General features: G+C 71.5%; 17 protein-coding genes. 9 read left to right on the forward strand and 8 right to left on the reverse strand.

Annotated features, from left to right (window positions below):
- Positions 1 to 110: 110 nt before the first annotated feature.
- Positions 111 to 854, reverse strand: a complete 744-nt coding sequence (locus tag OG975_RS26615; protein ID WP_330306356.1) for an SDR family oxidoreductase — start codon at positions 852 to 854, stop codon at positions 111 to 113.
- 273 nt (positions 855 to 1,127) lie between these two features.
- On the opposite strand from OG975_RS26615, the gene OG975_RS26620 reads away from it, so the two are divergent.
- From OG975_RS26620 to OG975_RS26635, 4 genes are read left to right on the forward strand one after another with little or no spacing between them, the layout of a single operon-like run.
- Positions 1,128 to 2,357: a cytochrome P450 gene (locus OG975_RS26620; protein ID WP_406331904.1), complete on the forward strand. Its 1,230-nt coding sequence runs from the start codon at positions 1,128 to 1,130 to the stop codon at positions 2,355 to 2,357.
- A gap of 26 nt (positions 2,358 to 2,383) precedes the next feature.
- On the forward strand, positions 2,384 to 2,662 hold the full coding sequence (locus OG975_RS26625; RefSeq protein WP_406331906.1) for a ferredoxin: 279 nt from the start codon (positions 2,384 to 2,386) through the stop codon (positions 2,660 to 2,662).
- Between the two features lie 33 nt (positions 2,663 to 2,695).
- Positions 2,696 to 4,072 carry a serine hydrolase gene (locus OG975_RS26630; protein ID WP_406331908.1) on the forward strand — a complete coding sequence of 459 codons (1,377 nt, stop codon included), beginning with the start codon at positions 2,696 to 2,698 and terminating at the stop codon, positions 4,070 to 4,072.
- The gene (locus OG975_RS26635; RefSeq protein WP_406331909.1) at positions 4,069 to 5,088 is read left to right on the forward strand and encodes an EamA family transporter; all 1,020 of its coding nucleotides are present in this window, start codon (positions 4,069 to 4,071) and stop codon (positions 5,086 to 5,088) included. The genes OG975_RS26630 and OG975_RS26635 overlap by 4 nt, the downstream gene beginning before the upstream one ends.
- On the opposite strand, the gene OG975_RS26640 is transcribed toward OG975_RS26635, so the two are convergent.
- From OG975_RS26640 to OG975_RS26665, 6 genes are all read right to left on the reverse strand, one after another.
- A complete protein-coding gene (locus OG975_RS26640; protein WP_406331910.1) occupies positions 5,040 to 6,086 on the reverse strand; it encodes a GNAT family N-acetyltransferase in 1,047 nt (348 codons plus the stop codon). The genes OG975_RS26635 and OG975_RS26640 overlap by 49 nt on opposite strands.
- Positions 6,083 to 7,822: an ABC transporter substrate-binding protein gene (locus OG975_RS26645; RefSeq protein WP_406331911.1), complete on the reverse strand. Its 1,740-nt coding sequence runs from the start codon at positions 7,820 to 7,822 to the stop codon at positions 6,083 to 6,085. The genes OG975_RS26640 and OG975_RS26645 overlap by 4 nt, the downstream gene beginning before the upstream one ends.
- Complete coding sequence (locus OG975_RS26650) at positions 7,819 to 8,973, reverse strand: GNAT family N-acetyltransferase (protein WP_406331912.1); 1,155 nt, start codon at positions 8,971 to 8,973, stop codon at positions 7,819 to 7,821. The genes OG975_RS26645 and OG975_RS26650 overlap by 4 nt, the downstream gene beginning before the upstream one ends.
- On the reverse strand, positions 8,970 to 10,271 hold the full coding sequence (locus OG975_RS26655; protein ID WP_406331913.1) for an ATP-grasp domain-containing protein: 1,302 nt from the start codon (positions 10,269 to 10,271) through the stop codon (positions 8,970 to 8,972). Before OG975_RS26655 ends, OG975_RS26650 begins: the two co-directional genes overlap by 4 nt.
- Positions 10,272 to 10,431: 160 nt before the next feature.
- Entirely contained in the window at positions 10,432 to 10,821 is a 390-nt protein-coding gene (locus OG975_RS26660) for a hypothetical protein (protein WP_406331914.1), read from the reverse strand.
- A 133-nt stretch (positions 10,822 to 10,954) separates the two neighbouring features.
- Positions 10,955 to 14,914: an SGNH/GDSL hydrolase family protein gene (locus tag OG975_RS26665; protein WP_406336470.1), complete on the reverse strand. Its 3,960-nt coding sequence runs from the start codon at positions 14,912 to 14,914 to the stop codon at positions 10,955 to 10,957.
- A gap of 344 nt (positions 14,915 to 15,258) precedes the next feature.
- Here OG975_RS26665 and OG975_RS26670 point away from each other — a divergent pair, with 344 nt between their 5' ends.
- The 5 genes from OG975_RS26670 to OG975_RS26690 all read left to right on the forward strand — a co-directional run bounded on the left by OG975_RS26670 (position 15,259) and on the right by OG975_RS26690 (position 21,251).
- Positions 15,259 to 15,831: a hypothetical protein gene (locus tag OG975_RS26670; RefSeq protein ID WP_406331915.1), complete on the forward strand. Its 573-nt coding sequence runs from the start codon at positions 15,259 to 15,261 to the stop codon at positions 15,829 to 15,831.
- Positions 15,832 to 15,980: 149 nt separating this feature from the next.
- Complete coding sequence (locus tag OG975_RS26675) at positions 15,981 to 16,277, forward strand: hypothetical protein (protein WP_330306368.1); 297 nt, start codon at positions 15,981 to 15,983, stop codon at positions 16,275 to 16,277.
- Between the two features lie 30 nt (positions 16,278 to 16,307).
- Positions 16,308 to 16,778, forward strand: a complete 471-nt coding sequence (locus tag OG975_RS26680; protein ID WP_406331916.1) for a DUF3052 domain-containing protein — start codon at positions 16,308 to 16,310, stop codon at positions 16,776 to 16,778.
- A gap of 102 nt (positions 16,779 to 16,880) precedes the next feature.
- Positions 16,881 to 17,795, forward strand: coding sequence for a glycosyltransferase family 2 protein (locus OG975_RS26685; RefSeq protein WP_406331918.1), 915 nt, complete (start codon positions 16,881 to 16,883; stop codon positions 17,793 to 17,795).
- Between the two features lie 360 nt (positions 17,796 to 18,155).
- A complete protein-coding gene (locus tag OG975_RS26690; protein WP_406331920.1) occupies positions 18,156 to 21,251 on the forward strand; it encodes a BTAD domain-containing putative transcriptional regulator in 3,096 nt (1,031 codons plus the stop codon).
- Positions 21,252 to 21,306: 55 nt separating this feature from the next.
- On the opposite strand, the gene OG975_RS26695 is transcribed toward OG975_RS26690, so the two are convergent.
- Positions 21,307 to 23,010, reverse strand: coding sequence for a bifunctional 3'-5' exonuclease/DNA polymerase (locus OG975_RS26695; protein WP_406331921.1), 1,704 nt, complete (start codon positions 23,008 to 23,010; stop codon positions 21,307 to 21,309).
- Between the last annotated feature and the right edge of the window lie 90 nt (positions 23,011 to 23,100).

The following is a 23,100-nucleotide window of genomic DNA, read 5'->3' on the forward strand; positions in this document are numbered from 1 at the left end:
ATTGTCCGCAGTGGTTCACATGAATTCTTTGTGGCTTCTGCGGCGATCTTAGGCGCGTCCTCTCTCCGGGCTCTCCTCGTGCCCGGAGACCGAGACCGTCAGGTCATGGGTCAGGCCTGGTCGGTCGGGCGGATGAAGATCTCGTTGACCGTCATGTGCGAGGGCGCCGTCACGGCGTAGCGCACCGCTTCGGCGATGTCGGTGCTCTGCAACTGCCGGATCTTGGCGACCCGTTCCTCGATGGCGGCCTTCGTCGGCGCGTGGGTGATGTGCTCGCGCAGTTCGGTCTCGACGGTGCCCGGCTCGATGACGACCACGCGCACCCCGCGTTCGGTGACCTCCTGGCGCAGCCCCTCGCTGAATCCGTTCACGGCGAACTTGCTGGCGTTGTAGCCGGCGGCGCCACGGCCCGCCACGCGCCCGGCGATCGAGGAGATCTGCACGACCGCTCCCTGGCTCTTGAGCAGGTGCGGCAGGGCCGCGTGGGTCATGTACATCAGGCCCAGGACATTGGTGTTGATCATGCGGGTCCAGTCCGTGGTGTCGGCCCCCTCGACGGGACCCAGCAGCATCACCCCGGCGTTGTTCACCAGGACGTCCAGCCGCCCCAGCGTCTCCACGGTCGAGCGCACGGCGTCCTGGACCGCCCGCTCGTCGGTGACGTCGAGTTCGAGTACGTGGACGGTGGCGCCGGTGGCTTCCAGTTCGTCCCTCAGGGCGTGCAGCCGGTCGACGCGGCGGGCCGCGACGGCGACGGCGGCACCCTCGGCGGCCAGCACCCGTGCCGTGGCCTCGCCGATTCCCGAACTCGCACCCGTGATGAGCGCGACTTTCCCCTGCAGTGCTGAAGTCATCATTTCCCCCGGTGCGGTGGGCTGGCGGCATTGCGCGCGAATGTCCGTGCGTTCTTGAGAATTCCGTCAGGACGTCAGGACGTTAGCAGGAATGCCATTGCGCGGTGAATGCCTCCAGGCGCCGCAAGTTATGACTGTTTCCGGCCGGTTATGCACGCCGGGGCGCAGGCCAGGACGCCTCCCCGCGGGCACGGCAGATTGGGACGGCGACAGCACGTCGGCGCGACCCCTGTGCGGCGACCTGCGCAGCGACAGAGCGATAGGCGGTGGATGATGCAGAACGACGCAGCGCTCCAGGAAGAGAAGGCGGCGGCACCGTCGTACCCGATGCCCCGCGTCTGCCCCGTGGACCCGCCGCCGCAGCTCGCCGCCCTCCGGGCCGGACGCGCCGCGAGCCGGGTGACGCTGTGGGACGGCAGCGAGGTGTGGCTGGTGACCTCGCACGCCGGTGCCCGGGCCGTGCTGGGCGACCGCCGGTTCACCGCGGTCACGTCCGCCCCCGGCTTCCCGATGCTGACCCCCACCTCGAAGCTGGTGCGCGCGGCACCCCACACGGCCTCGTTCATTCGCATGGACGACCCGGACCACTCCCGGCTGCGCTCGATGCTCACCCGCGACTTCCTGGCCCGCAAGGCGGAGGAAATGCGCCCGGTACTGCGGGAGTTCCTGGACGAGATGCTGGCCGAGCTTGTCGCCGGTGAGCGGCCCGTGGATCTCGTCGCCGGTCTGACGACGCCCGTGCCGTCCCGGGTCATCACCCTGCTGTTCGGGGTGTCCGACGACAGCCGGGACTTCATCGAGAGCCGCAGCGCGATCCTCATCGACCGCGGCTACACGCCCGACCAAGTGGCCGCTGCACGGGACGAGTTGGACGGGTTTCTGCGCGAGCTCGTCGAGTCGCGGGTCGCCGATCCCGGCACCGATCTGGTCAGCCGTCTGGTGATCGACCAGGTCCGGCCGGGCACGCTGAGCGTCGACGAGCTCGTCCCGATGTGCCGGCTGCTGCTGGTGGCCGGACACGGCACGACCACCAGCCAGGCCAGCCTCAGCCTGCTCAGCCTGGCCACCGATCCCGGCCTGGCGGACGCCCTGGCCAAGGACGCGGGCCTGCTGCCCAAGGCGGTCGAGGAGTTGCTGCGCTTCCACTCCATCGTGCAGAACGGACTGGCCCGGGCCGCCACCGAGGACGTACAGCTCGACGACGTGACGATCAGGGCCGGCGAGGGAGTCGTCCTCTCGCTCTCGGCGGGCAACCGCGACGAGCGGGTCTTCCCGTCCCCCGACACCCTCGACCCGCACCGCGACGCCCGCCGCCATCTCGCCTTCGGCCACGGCATCCACCAGTGCCTGGGGCAGTGGCTCGCCAAGGTCGAGATCGAGGAGATGCTGGCCGCCGTACTGCGCTGGATGCCCGGTGTCCGGCTGGCCGTGCCGTTCGAGGAGCTGGACTTCCGCCACGAGGTGTCCAGTTACGGGCTCGGCGCGCTCCCGGTGACCTGGTGAGCGACGCGGACGTGACTGACGCCGACATGAGTGATGCCGACGTGGGCGACACGGACGTGAGCGACACCGGGGGAGCGGACACAAGTGACGTACGCCGTCCGGCCTTCACCATCACCGTCGACGGGGACGCGTGCTGCGCCATGGGCCGGTGCGCGGCGACCGAACCGGACCTCTTCGACCAGGACCCCGCCACCGGAACCGTGGTCCTCCTCGACCCCACCCCCTCCTCACCCGAACTGCACGCCTCCGCCCGCCTCTGCGCCGACCTGTGCCCGTGCGGCGCCATCACGGTCAGCGAGCACTGAACGCCCGCGCCCAGCGGCCGACAAGGAGCGATCATGATCGAAGTCCCCGAATCCGCCCCGTCTGCCTCATCAGACCGGTCCGCCCCGTCCGCCCCGTCCGCCGCCGAGGCGGCACTCGCGGCGGACGGCACCCTGGTGGGGGACGCCTCCCGGTGGGCGGTGGGGCTGTTGACGGCGGCCGGGCTCGCCTCGGACGCGTGCACGGAGGGGCGTGTGGTGTCCGTGTTCCCCGGCAGGTACCTCGGGGGCTTCTCGGCGACGCTGCGGGAGTGGCGTACGAAGGGCCCGTTCACGGTCCGGTCCTACCGTTCCGTCGCGCACAAGAGCTGGACGGACCTCGCCGGGGCGGACGGCGCGTGCCACACCCTCGCGGTGACCATCGACTCCAACGGCCTGGTCCGCGGCCTGAACTTCCAGCCCGAGATCGTGGTTCCCGAAGTACGCGACTGGGACCAGCTGGAGGACGTCGTACGGATACCGGGCGTCGCCCACTCCGTGCTGGCCGCCCGCCTGGAGCCGGGGCGGACCGTCGTCCTGCACGAGACGGACGCCGGCCGGCCGATGCCCGCCGGCTCGTCGTACAAGCTCTACGTCATGCGCGCCCTCGTGCGCGCCGTCGAGAACGGTGAGCTGTCCTGGGACGACGAGGTGACCGTACGGCCCGAACTGCGCAGCCTGCCCACCGGTGACATGCAGGAACTGCCCGACGGCACGCGCGTCACGGTGCGCGAGACGGCGTACAAGATGATCGCGTTCAGCGACAACACGGGCGCCGACCTGATCGCGGAGCGCCTCGGCCGCGCCGCCGTGGAGCGGGCCGTCGCGGACTCCGGACACCACGACCCCGCCCTGCTGCGGCCGTTCCTCTACAGCCGTGAGCTGTTCGAGATCGGCTGGGGCGCGCCGGAGCTGCGCGCGGCATGGACCGAGCGCGACGAGGCGGGCCGGCGGGAACTGCTTCCGCGGCTCGCGCGGCCGCTGAGCGTGAGCATCGGCGACCTGGGCGAGACGGTGCACCAGCTGGGCCTGGACTGGCACATGAGCGCCTACGACGTGCTGGAGGTGCTGCGCGGACTCGCCGACGACGGCGAGCGCGACACGACCGGCACCGTCGAGGACATCCTCACCGCGTACCCCGGTCTCGTCATCGACCGCGAGAAATGGCCCCGGGTGTTCTTCAAGGCCGGTTCCTGCCCCGGCGTGATGATGTTCTGCTGGCTGCTGGAGAACCGGGCCGGCGTACGGCACGTGCTGGTGCTGCAACAGGCCGCCGACGAACAGAAGTTGATAGGCGACGGACAGTTCCTGCGCTGGCTCGGCGGGCGGGTCGTCGAGTCCGGCCTCCTGGAAACCGAACCGGACGGCGAACCGGGCAACGGCCAAGGAACCACCGCGGAAGCCGCCCGGTGAGCGTCAGGGACCGTCTCCTCGCCGTTCTCGTCGCCGTGCTGTGGGGGCTGAACTTCCTCGCCGTGCGGATCGGGCTCGACCACTACCCGCCGTTCTTCCTCTCCGCGCTGCGTTTCGTCGTCCTGGCCGTGCCGGTGATCCTGTTCGTACCCCGGCCGAAGGCACCGGTGCGCTGGCTGCTGGTCTACGGACTCGGCTTCGGAGTCCTCCAGTTCGGGCTGCTCTTCCTCGCCATCGACCAGGGCATGCCGTCCGGGCAGGCCTCGGTCGTGGTGCAGGCGTCGGCGCCGTTCACCATGCTGCTCGGCGCGCTGCTGCTGGGCGAGCGGGTCTCCCGGCGGCAGCTGGCCGGGGTCGCCCTCGCCGTGCTCGGCATGGCCGTGATCGCGGTGGAACGCGCCCGCAGCGCCGCGCTGCTCCCACTGCTGCTGACCCTGATCGCGGCACTCGGCTGGGCGTTCGGCAACATCGCCAGCCGGCAGGCCCGCCCCGACCATCCACTCCGCTTCGCCCTCTGGATGTCCGTCGTACCGCCCCTGCCGCTCCTCGCCCTCTCAGCCGCCATGGAGGGCCCGACCACCGGCTGGCACGCCCTCGCCAACTCCTTCAGCACCGACGGCTGGCCCGGCCTGGCAGCCCTGGTCTACACCGCACTGGCCGGCTCCGTCGTAGGCTCCGGCATCTGGACAACCCTGCTGAAGCGCTACGAGGCGGGAACCGTGGCCCCGTTCTCCATGCTGGTCCCGGTGGTGGGGGTCGCGGCGGCGTGGGCGGTGCTGGGCGAGGAGCTGACGGCTTGGTCGCTGGGGGGCGGATCGGCGGTGGTGCTCGGGGTCCTGGCAGGGACAGGGTGGACCCCATTTCGGCGCAACGGATCCCATGAACTCCGGTCCACAACCGCGCCCCTTAAGGGGCGCGGGGAACTGCGCGACCAGCCACGACGAACCCGCACCCTCCGAACCAACGATCAGCCCCCCGAACCGACGAGCCCGGTCCAGGACACCCACCGCTCATAAGGCACGAACCCCATAGATGAGTTGACCGCAATCATCGCGTGGTTGTCCTCCGCGTTAGCGGTCTCCACGAGCCGAACCTCCGGCTCATGCCGCAGCACATACTCCAGATTCGCCAGCTTCAGCAGCATCCCCAACCGACGCCCCCGATGCCCCCGATGCACCACCGTCATCCCCTGAAGCGCGTACGAGGGATTGCCGGTGGTCTTCGAAACACTGGTGTACCCGGCGAGTCTGCCGCTCTCCTCGTGGACGACACCGGTGTGGTACGCCCGCCGCCCCCGCCCCACCCGCATGGTCTCGAACTCCCGCGCGTAACTGGTCCCGACCTCCCGCTCCTCGTCAACCTCCTCGAACGCCTCATCCCCCAGCGACTGTTCGAGAAGAGACACCCGTACCGCGTACTCGTCCGGCGTGACGGTCCCCCACGTGACGAGGGCGTACCCCTCCGGCACCTCGGGAACGCCCGCGGTCAGCGGATCATGCGCGCCCAGGTCGAGCCACTGGTGCACCCCCGCCGGCACCGACGCCCGCGACGCGCCCACCGCCGCCGCGAAGGCCGCCGGTCCCGCGTCCCGTGCCGGACCGCCGGGCAGCGCCTCCACCACGGTCGCGGCCAGCGCCGAACGGCCGTGCCCCGCGGCGATGCCGACCGCCCGCTCGTACAACGCCCGCCCGATACCCCGGCGCCGCAACCCAGGGGCGACCAGCAGCTGGTCCACCCGCGCCACATCGGCACCGTCGGGCAGCGCCAGCCGCAGCGCACCGACGACCCGCCCGTCCCTCCCGTCGGACCCGTCATGGCGTACGACCCAGTCCTCCAGCTTGGTGGCGGGCGGCGGGAAGCGCAGGGAGCCCCGCATGTCCACGGCGCAGGGCGGTGCGGACCCCGGCACGTCTCCGGCGGAGTCGTCGAGGAGCCGTAGCCACTGGACGACCGTGGCCTCGTCGTCGGCGGCCAGCGGGCTGAAGCGGAGGCCGTGGATGCGGTCGTCGTTCATGGGGTGTTCTCCCGGTCGGGTACGGGGGCGGCGACGCCCATCGCCTGGACGTCGTACAGCCCGAAGGCCGGATGGACGTACACGTTGGTGACCCACGGATTGCGGAAGTGCAGGGTCTTGTCGTGGACCAGGGGAAGGATCACGGCGTGTTCCATCACCAGGCGTTCGACGGCGCCCCACTGGCGGGCCCGTTCGGCGGGGTCGGTGGTGTGCAGGCTCTGGTCGATGAGGTCGTTGACGCGCGGGTCGTCGAGCTCGGAGATGTTCCAGTTGCCGCCGTTGCGTTTGATCTGGCGGCCGTCCACGAGCGGTGCGAGGAAGCCGTACTCGGTGGGGAAGTCGGCGCCCCAGTCGGTGACGATGAGCCCGAGGCCGTGCTCGCGGATCGTCTCCGGATGTCCGGCGCCCAGGCTGAAGTAGCTCGCGACGTCCAGCTCCTTCACGGTCAGCCGGATGCCGACCCTGGCCACCGACTCGGCGACCGCGTCGGCGACCAGCCGGAACTTGCCGCGCTGGGTGCCGATCACCGCGTCGAAGCCGTCCGGCAGCCCGGCGGCGGCGAGTTCGGCGCGCGCCGCGTCGAGGTCACCGCGCAGGTCGGGGCCCGTCGGGTAGGGGTCCAGGCCCGGCTGGTGCGCGGGCAGCCGCGGCGGGAACAGCGCCGTGGTGAGGTCGCCGCCGGTGACCGGGCCGCCGCGCGCCTGCTGGAGCAGGATCTTGTCGGCCGCGTAGTGCACGGCACGGCGCGCGTGCACGTCGCCGAACGGCGGGATGTGCGGCTGGAGGGACACGAAGTGCAGGAAGCTCGTGCGCGGGTTGTCCGTACGGGAGCGCAGGACGCCGTCCGCCGTGACCAGGTTCTGGGCCGCGTGCTGGAGCCCCCGGCCTTCGAGGTTGATGTCGAACTCCCCGGCGATCAGCCGTTCGTCGAGCTCGTCGACGTCCACCCCGATGGTCAGCTCCACCCGGTCGGGCAGCGCGGGCCGGACCGGGTCCGTCGCACGGTCCCAGTACGGGTTCCGCTCCAGGTGCAGGAACCTGCCCGGCCGGTGGAGGGCCACGCGGTACGGGCCGCTGGAGCGCGGGTTCTCCCCGTAGTCCGCCCCCGTGTCGGCGCGCCGGGGCACCGGGGCCGTGCAGGGCTGCGCCATCAGATGGTCGAAGTCGGAGAACGGGCGGCGCAGATGGAAGACGATCGTGCGCTCGTCCGGCGTCCGCACCGACCCGAGCGGTTCGTCGGTCCGGTACGGGCCGGGGTACGGCCGTCCGGGATCGTCCAGCAGCGGTACGAGGTAGGTCGGGCCGCCGGGCAGCACGTCCTGCGCGAACACCCGCTGTACGGCGTGGCGTATGTCGTCCGAGGTGATCGGGGTGCCGTCGTCGTAGCGCACGCCGGGGCGCAGCCGGTAGGTCCAGGTGCGGCCGCCGTCGCTCACCCGCCCGGGGCCCTCGGCGAGGTCCGGGGCGGGGACGAGCCCGGCGGGGCCCGGGTCCGTGGGGTAGGCCATGAGGGTGCGGTTGAGCATCCTCTGCAGCAGCCACACCCACACGTAGTAGGTGCGGGCCGGGTCGAGGGAGTCCACGTCGGCCGAGGAGACCAGACGCAGGGTTCCGCCGCGTACGTCCGAGGGGTTCACCGCCGAACCGACGGCGGCGTTCCAGCCCGGGCCGCCCAGGCCCGCGCCCGCGGTGGTGCGTGGTTCCGTTTCCCTGCCCGTTCCCCTGCTCATACTCATCGTGTGGTCGTCTCCTTCCCGGAGCCCGTGCGCGGCAGCCGCAGCAGGAACGAGTGCTCCTCGCTCGCCAGGCAACCGCGGGCGAGTTTCGCCTCGACGCTGCCGATCCCGGCGTGCAGGACGGACACGCCCTCGCGCGCGGCGGCTTCGAGGACGCGGTAGTACAGGACGTCGTAGTAGAGCGGCAGCTTGCCCTGGGCGTCGTAGTCGAATCCGGCACGGTGGCCGAACCACTGCTCCTCGCCGCGGGCCCGGGAGCGCAGCACCATGCCGAAGCCGATGATGGCGCCGTCCTTGCGCGCCACCGAGACCATGGCGTCGTCGCCCATGACCTCGGAGATCCAGCTCAGCAGCCCGGCCGAGTGCTCCGGGCTGGCCGGATTGCCGTACTTCCGCAGCAGGTTGCAGTCGAGCTCGCCCAGGCGCGGGGCCAGCGCCTTGGTCAGCGGTTCGAGGTGGACCTCGACCTTGGCCTCGGCCAGCGCCCGGCGCTCCAGGCGCACCCGGCGGCGCCGGTGCTTGCTCATCTCGGCGAGGAACTGGTCCCAGCCGCCGGGCGGAATGGGCAGCCAGGCGTAGTGCGCCGAGAGGTGCGAGCGGTAGCCGCGGGCGCGCAGCAGCTCCACCAACCCGGCGTCCCGCACGTCCACATGGGGGAAGCAGACGGACGCCGCCCCGCGCTCGGAGGCGAGTTGCTCGGCCCGCACCACCAGCGCCTCGACGTCCGCGGGCAGCGCGTCCGGTCCCGCCAGCGTCCGGGTGCGGCCCAGGTGCCGGCCGCCGCACACCAGGGACGGCAGCAGCGATGCCGGGTCGCCCTGGGCCACCTCGGCGAGGACGGCGGCGGCCTCCGGCGGGCCGCCGTCCTCCAGGGCCCGGGAGAGCATCGCGTCCGGCCGGGCGAGCAGCCACGGCACGGAGTCGTCGGCCCACGCGGCGACGAGGGCCGCGACGGGCTTCTCCTCCCGGTGCTGGACGAGGAAGTCCATCGTGGTGCCGGAGTTGCGCTCCTGCACGGCCAGCCAGCGGGACGTCTGGAAGAAGTCCTCCGCGCCGAGCAGACCGTCCCAGCCGGCGGAGGGCAGCCCGGCGGCATCGGCCACCGCCCGCACGTCCGCCTGGCTGTCCGGATAGTGCGCGGCGCCGCTCACAGCTCCGCCGCCTCGTCCTCCTCGACCACGAAGTCGAGGTAGGCGGCCGCCTTGTCGGCGAGGGCCTGGGCCTCCAGGCGGTCGGGCCCGTTGCAGTAGGTGAACCCGACGCAGGAGGAGTTGTCCATGCGCTGCAACAGGTGGTCGCCCTTCTCCACGTGCAGCAGCACCTGGACACCCGGCACCGCGGAGGCGGCCTGCACACCGTCGACCCGCTTGAGGGTGCCGCGCCGCTGCGGGTAGATCATGCGGACGGCGGCGCCCCCGGAGTGCGTGACGGGCTCGATCGGCGGGACCTCGCCGATCGCAAGCAGCCAGGCGTCCAGAATGGGGCTGCGCCCGGTGACGTCCGTGACGAGCATGGTCATGCAGCTCGACGGCGTACGCGGATTGGCCTCGATGACGCGCCAGCCGGACACAGTGCGCCGGACCTCGGTGTGGCACGGCCCGCGGTCGTACCCGATCGCCTTCAGGGTGTCGCGGACCACGGCGTAGAGCGCGTCGCGCTCGTCGTCGGACAGCGGCACGGGGAAGGTGTGCCCGCACTCGATGTAGGCCGGGTCACCGAACAGGTCCTTCGAGGTGACGCCGAAGACATGCGTGTACCCGTCCACCGTCATCGTCTCGACGCTGACCTCGACACCTTCGACGTATGTCTCCAACAGCACGTCCCCGGACCGTGGTTGCCCGCGCAGGCTGTGCCGTATCCCGGACAGCTCCCGCCATGCCTCGACGAGCCGGGCCATGTCGTCGACGCGGCGGACTCCGTAACTGATGGCCTCCGCGGGCGGTTTGGCGATCATCGGGAAGCCCAGCCGCTTCGCCGCCTCGTCGAGCTGTTCCTCTCCGCTCACCAGCATGTGCGGGATGTTGAACGGAACGTCGCCGAGCGCGACGCGCAGCCGGTCCTTGACGTTGGCGGTCTCCACGGCCGCGGGATCGGGACCCGGCAGACCGAGCCGCCGGGCCGCCTGCGCGGCGAGCACCGTGTGGTAGTCGGAGAACGACGTCAGACCGTCCACGAGGGGAGCGCCGTCGTCGCCGGTCACCACGGACACCACCGCTTCCAGGTCGGTGGTGTCGACGTCGATCACACGGTCGACGGCCGCGGCGAGCGGGTGGGAGTCCCAGTCGTGGCCGTGGGTGTACCAGGACCGGTCACCGGTGAGCAGCCACACCTCCAGACCGTGCTCACGGGCCTGGTGCAGGCCGAGGACGAACGGATGGTTCTGCATGTGCTCGACGATCGCGATGCGCCTGCCGGCGAACTTCGCATAGTCGGCCAGGGGTGTTGTCATGGGACCGCCTCCATGGTCCCGCCGCCGATCAGGTCGGTGGCGGTGCAGTCGACTGGCGTTGAGGGCCAGTTCAGCGCGGAGCGCCCGGCGGAGGCCATGAATCGGGTGGTCACACGCATAGGCGGTCGACGAGGCGCATAGGAACGCCTCGGCGCTCCGGCTACTCGCCGCGCGTCCCGACCCCGGCCAGCAGACCCCCGAGCGCCGCGAACAGGGCCAGGAACCCGGCGGTCGCGCCGGTGCCGACCTCGTCCTCGACCACATGGCCCCCGAGGAGGATCCACGCCATCGCGCCGACCAGCACGAGCAGGTGGTTGCCGCGCTCCTTCAGTAGCCGCATCCCCGCCCACAGCAGCAGCGGCATCGACGCCACCCCGGCGATCCCCGCCAGCAGCGACTCCAGGGACCCGGCGAGGAACGCGTCCTGGTCGGCCTCCCGCACACCTGACGCCCACTCCCGGCAGGACGTCCAGATCCAGTAGCAGACGACGGCGGACACCGCCGACACGGCAGCACCCTTCACCCAGCGGGCGGTCCTGCGGTTCGTCATGACGCCAGCCTTCCATGGCACGTCAACGGGGGCCTGAGTACGAGTACTCAGGCCCCCGTCGCTTCTACGGAGCCGCTTCTACGGAGCCTCTTTCCGTAGAGCTTCTTCTACAGAGACTGCCTACAGAGACCGCCTACAGCGTGTTCTGCAGACTGTCGGCGTACAACCGCGCACCCGCGATCTTCGGGTGGAAGGACTTCATGGACGGCGCCACATTGCCCGGCAGCCAGTTCCAGTCCCGGTTGTCCGCCTGCGAGTGGCCGGACAGGACGATGCCGTTCACGTCCTCCGGGTCACCGCAGATCGCCTTGCCGGCGAACTCGTCCCGCGGGTCGGAGAAGACCGCGTTCGCGCCGTACTGGCTGTTGGCGTCGTCGACCGCGCCCTGCATCTCGGTGGCCAGCGTGTCCGCCATGCCGTTCAGCCACGGAGCTTCCTCGGTCCCGATGCCGGGGATGCAACTGCCGTCGTTCTCCAGGAGCTTCGGGTAGCCCATGAGAACGATCTTCGCGTTCGGCGCCTTCAGATGGATCGCGTTGAGCGTGCCGGCCAGCCGCGGCCGGATCTGCTCGTGGAGCCACGTCGGCGCCCAGTCCTCCAGTGAGCCGGTCGACTCGCCGTTCTTCTGCCCGGTGTCCGGGTCGACGGCATCGATGGAGTTGTCGTTGCACACGGTCAGGGCCGTGATGCACTCCTGGACGATGTCGGCGAACCGGGCGTCGTTGCCGCCGACGTTCAGGGTGACCAGCGTGGTGTTCTGGTCGAGATAGCCCTGGTCGATCTGTGGCAGCTCACTGCTCTGGCCCTGGCGCAGGATGTTGTAGTGGCGGGCGCCGGAGCAGGCGATGAAGTGGTAGTCCATGTCCGAGTCTCGGTCGTCGGCCATCGCCCCGATCGACTTCGAGTAGCCGGGCAGCGTGGCCTGCCGCGACCAGGAGTACTTCGACCGGTGGCACTTGTCCTCGGTGTCCGGCTGAAGCGGGTCGTAGTAGTCGGACTCCGGGTAGTAGTCGTCGCCGCCGTTCTCCGAGGCGCCCTCACCCGAGGAGTAGGAGTCGCCCATGGCCACGACCGTGTTCGTCGCCTTGCCGCTCAGCGGCTGGAAGCCGACCGAGTCCCAGGCGATGTCCTCCGTGCCCTTGCCGTCCTCTGTCACGTTCGACAGGGCCACCGTGGGCGTTCCGGTGAAGTTGAAGACGCCGAGCGGCACCCACTCGTTCTTCATCACCCGCTGCGGCAGCGCGCGGTTCGGGCTGGTGGAGTTCGTGCCGCCCACCTTGTACATGGCCTGGCGGGTGTGCGCGCCGTGGTCGGGCAGGTGCACCCAGACGCGCATCCAGCCGCGGTCCGACTTGTTCAGCGTCCAGGTGCCGGTGGTCTGCAGCCGGGCCGCGTCGGTCGTCCCGCTCTTGTTGGTGTGCGAGAACCAGAAGTGGTTGCCGTAGGCCGCACCGATCTGGTGCAGGTCGATCCGGGACGAGGCGCTCCCGAAGTCCATGTCGAACGAGCCCGCGGACGACACCGTTCCGCACGATCGGGTGCTGGAACCGGCTGGGACGATCCCGTCGGCGACGTCGTCGACGATGTACGTCCCGGAGGGCACGTTGGCCGAGCACTCCGGCGGATACGAGTTGGCGTCCGCCTGCTCGGGATAGGTGTCGTCGAACCGGTGGATCGGGTTGCCGCACTGGGCGCTGGTCGTGCAGTTCTTCCAGGTCGCGGACTTGGTGAACCAGCACTTCAGGTAGAGCGGGTCCGTCGTGCTCGGGTCACCCGGAAGCAGGCAGGGGCCGCCACCGGTGTCGTTCGTGGCGTCCGTGCTGATCTTCGACGCGTCGCAGTCGTTGCTGCTGTCGCAGAACAGCGAGATCGGGGGCTTGGCCGCCGTGCGGTAGGCGTTGCTGTTCCACCACGCGGCGCGGTAACCGGCCTGGAAGTCGCCGGGCGCGAACATCGCCGAGATCGGCCGGGCCGCCCAGCCGATGACCTTCTCCTCGTACGGCCAGTCCTGCGGGTGCGCGGCGTGGCTGTAGTCGTCGGCGCCCGCCGCGTCCTCCAGGAACGGCGTACGGTTCTCCTTCCACAGCGGGTTGGCCGGGTTGTTGGTCCAGCCGAGGCCCCACTTGCCGGAGTTACTACCCGCGTCCGCCTGGAGGTGGTAGCCCGTGTTGTACGACCACAGGGCGGCGAACCAGTTCTCGATGTACTTCGGGCTGCCGTCGTTGATGACGATTCCGTCGGCGCGGGTCTGGTTCCACTTCTCGACCAGGATGTTCACGCCGTCCGCGATGTTGGCCGCGTAGTCGAGCGCGACGGCCTCCTGCTGCGTCGTCGTCAACGTGTCCTGGCCATGGCCCGGAAGCCGCATGCCGTCGGTGACCTGGGTGACGCCGTAGCCGCAGTCCGACTTGGTCCAGTCGATGGCCCACGGGTCGGTCTGCGTGCCGTCGGAGGAGTAGACGGTGCCGTAGAAGTTGCCGACCAGCGGGTTCGCCGTGACGCCCGGTACGGCGTAGCGGGTCGCCTGCCACATGTTCGACTCCTGCGCGGTGACGCCGAGCATCACCGTCGCCGGGACGTGCCAGTCCGTGCCGCTGCCGCCGCTCAGCGAATTGAGCGGGAACAGGGTCTGCGGCGCGTACGCGGCCATCCCCGTGTTCTTCCAGTTCGCCGCCCGGGTCGCGCCCTTGTTGAGCGTGCCGACGACGGCCTGGTCCACGGCCCACTCGATCTGCCGCGGAGTCGGCTGGAACGCCTGCTTCTTCGGGTCGTTGCGCGGGACCGCACACGTGCGGTCCGTGTCGACCGGCGTCGACAGGGTCGAGATCCCGCCGGCCTTGGCGGGCGCGGCCAGGGCCGGGCTCGTCGCGGTCGCCGAGCGCTGGGCGGCGGCGCTGCCGATCCGGTTGCCCGGCATGGCGTCCAGGACGGTTGTCCTGCCGGTGTCCAGGGCCTTCAGGGTGATCCTCGCGGCGCGCGCCGAGAAGGAGTCCTGCTGCGTGATCCTGGAGTCCTTGCCGTCGGCCCACGCCGTGGTCACGGCGGCGGCGCCCCGGCTGGAGATCCGGGCGTCCTTGTCGAGGCCCCCCGGGTTGCGGACCGCACCGGGCAGCGAGCTGCCGGTGCGGGCCTTGCCGGTGACGTACACCGTTCCCGCGGGCGTGCGCGTGAGGTCGAACTTGGTCAGCGAGCCCTGCGCGAGCTGCGCGGCCTTCGCCTTGCCGTTCGCCGCCCGCAGCGCCCCCGCGGTGACACGGGAGACGGCGGCCTGGTCGTCGGTCGAGGACTTCTTCTTTCCGCCGGGCAGCCGGTCGATGAAGGTGACACCGCCGTCGGCGTCCGGCGCCAGCTGGAACGGTACGGCGTGGGTGCGGGCCACCGTCTTCACCGTGGAGCCGTCGATCCGTACGACCTGAGCGCCGCGCGCGGCGACGATCTCGCCGTCGACCGGCACCGCCGAGGTGACCTGACCGGCCACCTTCGTCTTCGCGGTCTTCCCCGTGGCGGCGGCGACCCTGACCAGCCGGGTCTCGTTCGTCTTGGACGTGTTCTCGTCGGTGAACTGGGAGAACACGGTTTCGTCACCGGTGCCGCAGCCCGGCGAGAAGTAGCCGAGCGTGGCCTGGAACGGCAGCTTCCGTACGGCGCCGCTGTCCAGGTTCACGATCGCGGTGAAGGCGCCGCGGCTCATCAGCTCGGGCTTGTTGGTGAAGGTGCGCGGCGCGTACGCCACGGCGGCGTACTTGCCGGACCCGGTCACACAGGCGTTGCCGATCCAGGTGTCCGTCTCGAAACCCGGCTCGGACAGCGAGGCGGCGGTCTTCCACGCGTAGCCGTTCTTCTCGTCGGCCACCATCACATGGAAACCCGTGCCGTCACCGGACGTCGTGAACGCCCGGTCCGAGGACGACTTGTAGCTCTTGCCGAGCAGCGCGGCACGCTTCTTCGCGGGAACGGCGCTGGGCTCGGTCGCCGCCTTGTCTTTGGTGGCGGTCTTCGGGGAGGACCATCCGTTGGCCGCTCCGGGCGGGACTGCGTCTGCGTAGGCCTGCGTCGTACCGGTACCACTGGCCACCGCGATCGCGACGGCCATGGTCACCGGGACACGCGCATATCTCACTATGCTGCGTCTCAACTTCCTGTCTTTCTCCTGGGATTCACGCCCAGATCAGGGCGTGCAACCGCACCCGGGGACCGGCGCCGACAGACAGAGAAGGCAAGCCCTCAGGGGGCGGAGATGTGGGGGCGCCGGCTCGATGTCACTCCTGTGGCCGGCGGGAGCATGGTGACAGCGGGCCCTCTTCTGGCGATCCCCTTCAACTCCCCAGTGGAGTAAGGTCGTTGGTCGCTCCTCGCGGGCTCTTCGCGGGCTCTTTCCGGCGGATATGAGTGTCCGTACTCACGTGGCCGGGCCGCCCCCTCTGCCAACCTGGCGTCATGTCTTTCCATGCGAGCGGTGAGAGCCGTCGGAGCCGTCAGAGCGCCGTCCGCGCCGCCCTCTTAGCCGTGACCGCCGCCGTGTCGCTCGCCGCGTGCGGAACCCAGACGCCCGGCGCGCAGCCGTCCCGCACCCCGGCCGCCGGCTCCTCCTCGCCGCCCGCGAGCCCGCAGGCCGAGCCGGACCGGGGTGACAGCGCGCCGCACAACGCCGAGAACAACATCGGCCGCCGCCCGGGGGACATGAGCCCGGCGGACGAGGCGGCCGCCAAGGAGAAGGCGAAGAAGGTCGGGCCGGCACTGGAGAAGCTGCGCCGGCAGGGGCGCATCAGCCCCGAGGACGTACGGCCCGTGCTTCTCTCCCTCGGGTTCCGCGCCACGGACATGCGGGTCCAGGACCCGTGGTCGAAGTGGAACGTGGACCACGCGGAGAAGGTGCCGGGCACCGCGTACGGCATCTGGGTCGGCAAGACGGCCTGTATCTCCGGCACGGTGAGCGCGGACCGGGTGTGGACCGAGGTCACCGGCCCCTATCCGGAGACGGCCTGCATCGCACCCCCGGTCGCTCACTGATCCAGCGATCCCGCGATCCCGCACACCGCGATGCGCGACTGCGCGATACGGAATTCGTCCCCTGTCACACATCCGCCCTCCCGCGCGTCAGGGGGACGACGGAGCCGCGACGACGTGGCCCGCTGAGAGGGAGACAGGGAGAGGACGACATGACCGTTCTGATGGTGCGTTCCACCGCGAAGCCCGAGTTCGTCGGCGAGCTCGAAGAGGCCCTGAAGAAGATGTTCACCGCCATCGAGCGCGAGCGGCCCGCGGGCGTGCGCTACGCCTCGTACCGGCTGCCCGACGGAGTCACGTACGTCGCGCAGCTGGAACTCGCGGACGGCGTCGAGAACCCGCTGCCCGCGATCGCGGAGTTCCGCGAGTTCCAGGCGGGCCTGAAGGACTGGCTGGCCGGGCCGCCGTCGGCCGAGCAGTTCGAGATCAGGGGCGCGTACGCGGCCTGAGCGGCGCACCCGCAGTGCCATGCTGAACGCATGGGTGTCTCCGGCGCTGAAGGTACGGCGGGTACGACGGGTCCGGCGGGCGGCGGCGGGTACTCCGGTACTCCGCTCGCCAAGAAGATCGGTGTCAAGGCAGGACAGCGGGTGCGGCTGACGCACGCGCCGGAGGACTGGGACATTCCTGGGCTGCCCGAGGGCTGCGAGGTCGCCGCCGGGGGCCCGAAGGGGGCGGCCGTGACCGTCGCCTTCTTCCGGGCCCTCGCGGACCTGGCCGCGGAGGCGTCCGGGCTGGTCCGGGACCTGTCCGACGACGCGATGCTCTGGATCGCCTGGCCCCGGCGCGCGGCCGGGCACCGGAGCGACATCACCGAGAACGATCTGCGGGAGATCTTCCTGCCGCTCGGAGTCGTCGATGTGAAGGTGGCCGCGCTGGGCGACGACTGGTCGGGGCTGAAGTTCGTACGGCGCAGGGAGAACCGGGGGAGGGAGAACCGGCGGGTTTGAGTGCCTACGTCCGTACGTGCATCCGGACGTACACCGGGGCGTACGTGAGGGGGAATTCCGGTGAACGGCTAGCATCGCGGCACAGTTGTCGGCCGGGATGGGGTGGGTGTCGTGTCACAGGCGGAGGAGGGGCCGCGGATCGCCGTTGCCGTGGTGACCATGGGGAACCGGCCGACCGAGGTCGACGCGCTGCTCACCTCCGTGGCCAAGCAGGACGTCGCCCCCGCGCGGATCGTGATCGTGGGCAACGGCTGCCCGCTGCCCGAGTTCGCCGAGCGTCTCGGACTGCCCGGGGAAGTGACCGCCATCGAGGTCGACGAGAACCTCGGGTGCCCCGGCGGCCGCAATGTGGGACTCCAGCGCCTGAGTGAGTTCGGGGACGTCGATGTCGTCGTCGAGCTCGACGACGACGGGCTGCTCGTCGACGCGGATGTGCTGCGCAAGGTACGGGACCTGTACGCGGCCGATCCGCGGCTCGGCATCGTCGGCTTCCGCATCGCCGACGAGAACGGGGAGACCCAGCGCCGCCACGTGCCGCGGGTCGGGGCCAAGGACCCGATGCGCGGCGGCCCGGTCACCGGGTTCCTCGGCGGCGGGCACGCCCTCTCCATGCCCATGCTCGCGGAGATCGGCGACTGGCCCGCCGAGTTCTTCTTCGCGCACGAGGAGACCGACATGGCCTGGCGTGCCATCGACGCCGGGTGGACCGTGCTGTACGAGCCCGGGCTGCTGCTCCAGCACCCGAAGACCTCGCCCGCCCGGCACGCCATCTACTACCGGGTGACCGCCCGCAACCGGGTCTGGCTCACCCGCCGCCGGCTGCCGCTTCCGCTGATCCCCGTGCACCTGGGAATCTGGATGCTGCTCACGCTGGCACGGACCCGGTCCGCCGGCGGGCTGAAAGCCTGGTTCGGCGGGTTCGCGGAGGGGCTGCGGCAGTCCGGCGGGGAGCGGCGGCCGATGCGCTGGCGGACGGTGTGGCGGCTCACCCGGCTCGGCCGGCCGCCCGTCATCTGAGGCCCGCGAAACCCGCATCCGAGGCCCGTGAGACCCGTCACCCAAGCGGTCTCGCTCAGGCCCGCGACGTCTGGAAGACAGACGGAGGCCCCGGTCGCTCACCTCCGACGACCGGGGCCTCTCGCGTCCCCGGATCCGGCCGCGGCGGCGACACTCCCCCGAGTTACGCGTTGTACGCGCGCACCGTCGGGCCAGATCCGATGAAGTGATCACATCAGGCCACGCCAACGGATCGCTAACATGTGGCCAACGGATCCATCGGGGGCCGTGAGTCGGTCGGCGGGATGTCGCCGTAAGAGGGCGCGAAGTCGCCGGGGGCGTGGCCTGAGCGGCCACGCGGGAAGGCAGTGGGGCGGCGTGATGCGGGACGGGCTGCGGTTCGGTCTGCGGTTCGGGCTGCTGGGGCCGCCGGTCCTGTACGGCGCCGACGGCGAGTTCAGGCCGATCGGCAGCGGGAAGATGCGTGCCCTGTTGGCGGCGCTGCTCCTGGAACCGGGCCGGGTCGTCTCGGTCGACGTACTCAAGGACGCGCTGTGGGGCGGGGCACCACCGGCGTCCGCACAGGCCTCCCTGCAGAACCATGTGACGCGGCTGCGGCGCCTCCTCGACGATCCGGAGCGGCTGCGCGCCGTCCCGCCGGGATACGTCCTGCGGGTCGGCGAGGGCGAGTTGGACGTCCGCGTCTTCGAGGACCACGCCACGGCCGCGCGCGCCGCACACGCCCGGCGGGACTGGGAACGGGCGCTGCGCGAGTCCACGGCGGCACTCGCGCTGTGGCGCGGCACCCCGCTCAGCGGCCTGCCGCCCGAGATCGGCGGACACGCCTTCGTCCAGCGTCTGGAGGAGGCCCGGCTGCTGGTCCTGGAATGGCGGTACGAAGCCGAGCTGCGGCTCGCTCCCACGGCCGCCCGACTCGACCGGCTGGCCCCGGAACTGGCCGCCCTCACCGCCGAACACCCGCTCCGCGAGGCCTTCCACCGGCTTCTGATGCTCGTGCTGCACCGCACCGGGCGGCAGGCCGAAGCCCTCGCCGTCCACCGTGACCTGCGGGCCCGCCTGGTGGAGGAGCTCGGCGTCGAACCGGGGCCCGCGGTGCGCGAGGCCCATCTGGAGATCCTCCGGGAGCAGCGCGGTCCCGAGGGGGCACCGGAGGCCACCGACGGCTCAGGGCGGGGAGAGCCGCAGACCACGGCCGTCCCGGCGGATGCGGGCGGCCCGCCGCGCCCCGCCCAACTCCCGCCACCGCCCGCGTATTTCACCGGCCGCGCCGACATCCGCGAGGAACTGCGGCTGGCCCTCGACCCGGAGCGCCGGACCACCGGACCCGGCGCCGCGGGCGCGGCCGAGGGGATGCCCTGTGTCGCCGTGCTCAGCGGCATGGCCGGCGTCGGCAAGAGCGCGCTCGCACTGCATGCGGCACACGGGCTGCGGGACCGTTTCCCCGACGGCCAGCTGTACGTCAACCTGCACGGCGCCACGCCCGGCATGACCCCGCTCACCTCCGGCCAGGCGCTCGCCGCGCTGCTCCGCGACCTCGGCGCCGAGCCGCGCCGGATCCCCGAACACCCGGACGCGAAGGCCGCGTTGCTCCGCTCGATGCTCGCGCCCACCCGCACCCTGATGGTGCTCGACGACGCCGTACACGCCGCGCAGGTGCGGCCGCTGCTGCCTGCGGGCGCGGGCTGCGCGGTGATCGTGACGAGCCGGTCTCCGCTCACCGCGCTGGACGGCGCACACCGCTTCCCGCTCGCGCCGCTGTCGGACGAGGACAGCGCGACGCTGCTCCGCGCGGTCTCCGGCCGCCGGGACGGCCTCGACGGCGGCCACGCCCTCGTCGAACTCACCGGCGGACTCCCGCTTGCCCTCCGCGTCGTCGCGGCCCGCCTCGCCGCCCGCCGCGCGCTCACACCGGACGCGCTCGCCGGGCAACTGGCCGCCACGGAAGGCCGGTTGCACCACCTGGAGTACGACGACCTGAGCGTCCGCCGGTCCCTGGCCGTCGCGCACGACGCGCTGCGCGCCTCGGAGCGCGAGGCCGACCGGGACGCGGCGCTCGCCCTGTGCCGTATCGGCGCCCTCGACCTCCCCGCGTACGGGGCGCCCCTCCTCGCCCGCCTCTCCGGCATCGACCCGCGCCGCGCCGAGGCCGCCCTCGACCGCCTCGTCGACGTCGCCCTCCTGGAGGAGACGGCGTACGGCCGCTACGCACCCCACGACCTGGTGCGGGACTTCGCCCGGGAGATCGCGGGGGCGACGGGGACCGTGGGGGAGCCGGAGGACGCCGCGGCGACCGCCGAAGAGTCCTCCGACCCGGAAACACCCGACCCCGGCGCCCACGACGCGGCCGTCGCCGAGCTCGCCCTGCGCTGGTACGCCGGTGTCGCCGCCCGCTCCCTCGAAGCCATCCTCGAACCCGGGCTCGACCGCGAGGACCGCAGCCGCCCCACCGCCTCCCAACCGCCCCCGCACACGGTGGACGTCGCCGCGACGCCACCGTTCTGCACCTCGAAGGAGGCCTTCGCCTGGGGCGACCTGGAGCTGGAGAACGTGGTGGCGCTGGTGGAGCGTTACGCGGAGACCTCCCCGTACGTCCCCGTACTGGTGCGCCTGCTCAACCCGTACGTCCAACGCAGCGGCCGCGTCGCCGAGGTGGAGTTCCTCCAGCGGGCCGCGCTCGGAGCGGCGCGCAGGCTCGGCGACGAGGCCGCCGAGGCATACGCGCTCGGAGACCTCGCGGGGCTGCACTTCATGACGGGCCGCGCGAGCGACGCCCTCGCCCTGAACGATGAGGCGCTGGCGATCTGGCGCCGCCTCGGCGTCCTGTCCTGGGTGCGACGGGGCCTGAACAACCGCGGCATGCTCCTTGAAGGGCTCGGCCGCTACGCCGAGTCCAGCGAGGCCCTGCTCCAAAGCCTCGAATTCACCCGCGAGCTGGGCGACCCGCACATGGAGGCCATCACCTACAGCCACCTCGGCAACCTGTACGAGCACACCGACCCCCGGGCCGCCATCGACCACCACAAGCGCAGCCTGGCGATCGGCGACGCGATGGGGGACGTCATCCTCCGGCACTCCGCGCACTGCAACATCGGCTACGCCCACCTCACCCTCGGCGAACCGGCCGCCGCCGTACCGCACTTCGAGGAGAGCCTGCGCATCCTCGGCGGTCACGGCGACTGGCACGGCGAGTCGCAGACCCGGCTCGGGCTGGTGCGCGCGCTGCGCGGGGTGGGGCACTGGGAGCGGGCGACGAGCGAGTGCGACCTGCTGCTGTGCCGAGCCGACCGCCGAGCCGACCGGTACACCGGAGGACTGGCCCGCCACCAGCGGGGGCTGCTCCTGCACCTGCGCGGTGACACCGAAGCGGCGTACGAGCAGTGGAAGTCGGCGCTGGAGGCGCTGGAGGAGACGGACAGCCCAGTGGTGGGGGAGCTGCGGAAGCTCCTGGCGGAGTAGGTACGGGGAGCGGTGAAACCAGGCGGGGCAGTGGCCGTATCCGTGTATCCGCTGCTCACTTGGCGTCGGCGTAGCACTCCACCACAGCCGTCGTGAACGGAAACCGGACGGGTGTCTCCCCGAAGGTGAGGCGCCCCGCGAGGTCGGCGGCCTCGCGGATCGCGGTCACCACGGCGTCCGCCTCCTCCGCCGGACAGTGCACGATGACCTCGTCGTGCTGGAAGAAGACCAGCTCGGCGGTGAGGTCCGTGCAGGTGCGCCGGAGCGCGGCGAGCACCAGCAGCATCCAGTCGGCGGCGCTGCCCTGCACGACGAAGTTGCGCGCGAACCGTCCGCGGGCACGGGAGTTGGAGGAGGCGTAGCCGGGAACCCACCCTTGATCGGCGCCGCTCTCGGCGGCATCGCCCTCGGGACGTTCCTGGGGGAGACCAGCCTCCTCCCCGCTGTCCGCCCCCGCCCCCACGGCCGGAGGACAGGTCCGCCCCAACCAGGTCCGCACGAGCCGTCCTTCCTCGCCCGCGCGCGCCGCGTCGTCGACGTACGCCACGGCCTTGGGAAAGCGCCGGCGCAGCAGGGCCAGGTTCTTCAGCCCGTCACCGGACGTCTGCCCGTACACCGCTCCCAGCACCGCGATCTTGGCCTGCTCCCGGTCACCGGCGAACGCCCGGTCGGAGACCGACTGGTACAGGTCGGTCGCACGCCCCGCGACCTCCATCAGCCCGGGATCGCGGGAGATGGCCGCCAGGACCCGGGGCTCCATCTGATCGGCGTCGGCCACGACGAGCCGCCACCCGGGATCGGCGACGACGGCACGCCGGATCACCTTGGGGATCTGGAGGGCGCCCCCGCCGTTGGTCACCCACCGCCCCGTGACCGTCCCACCAGGCAGGTACTCAGGTCTGAACCGCCCGTCGCGCACCCAGTCCTGAAGCCAGGACCAGCCATGAGCGACCCAGATCCGGTACAGCTTCTTGTACTCGACGAGCGGCTTCACGGCAGGATGGTCGATCGACTCGATCTCCCACCGCCGGGTGGACTTGACCTTGATCCCGGCCTGCGCGAAGGCCTTGACGACATCGGCGGGCAGATCGGGTCTGACCCGTCGCCCGAAGGCGGCCGACACCTCATCCGCCAGCTCGGCCAGACGCCGGGGCTCGCCCCCGCCCGCGTACCGCTCCCCGAGCAGCTCGTGCAGCACTTCCCGGTGCACGTCCGAGCTCCACGGCAGCCCCGCCTCGTTCATCTCGGCGGCCACCATCATCCCCGCCGACTCGGCGGCCGTCAGCAGCCGCATCCGCTCCGGATGCGCGGTGGCGTCATGCCGGCGCTGCTGGTCGGCGTACACCTCCAGGAGATCTGCCAACGGCAGGTGGACCGGACGCGGCTCGAAAAGCGAGGACTGCGAACCGGGCTCGGCGGACCGCTGCGGCGGATCAGCCGGTACGGGGCCGCCGCGCAGCCTGGCCAGCGCGGCAGCCGCCGACCGGGGCTCGCCGAGCCGCCCCTCGTGCCCGAGCAGCAGGGTCTCGGCGGCCTCCATGTCGTAACACCGCTCGACTCGCACCCCCGCTGCGAGCAGCCGCGGATACACGTCGGCCGTGGACCGCCAGACCCACCGGCTCACCTCCGGCCGCGACCGCACGGCCTCCGCGAGATCCGCCTCCCTGCGCACCGGCCCCGCGGGCAGCCCGCCGGCACCGAGGACGGCGACCTCCACACCACCGTCCTCGGCCGCCGCGAGAGCCCACCGCTCGGTCATGCTTCCGAGTCTTGCAGGAGGGTCTGACAATGGTTTCGCCCGCAGACCGCCACCCGCAGCCGACACACAACCCGCGGGCGGCCCTGCTCC

It is taken from the genome of Streptomyces sp. NBC_00203 (assembly GCF_045206325.1).
GTDB lineage: Bacteria > Actinomycetota > Actinomycetes > Streptomycetales > Streptomycetaceae > Streptomyces > Streptomyces lutosisoli.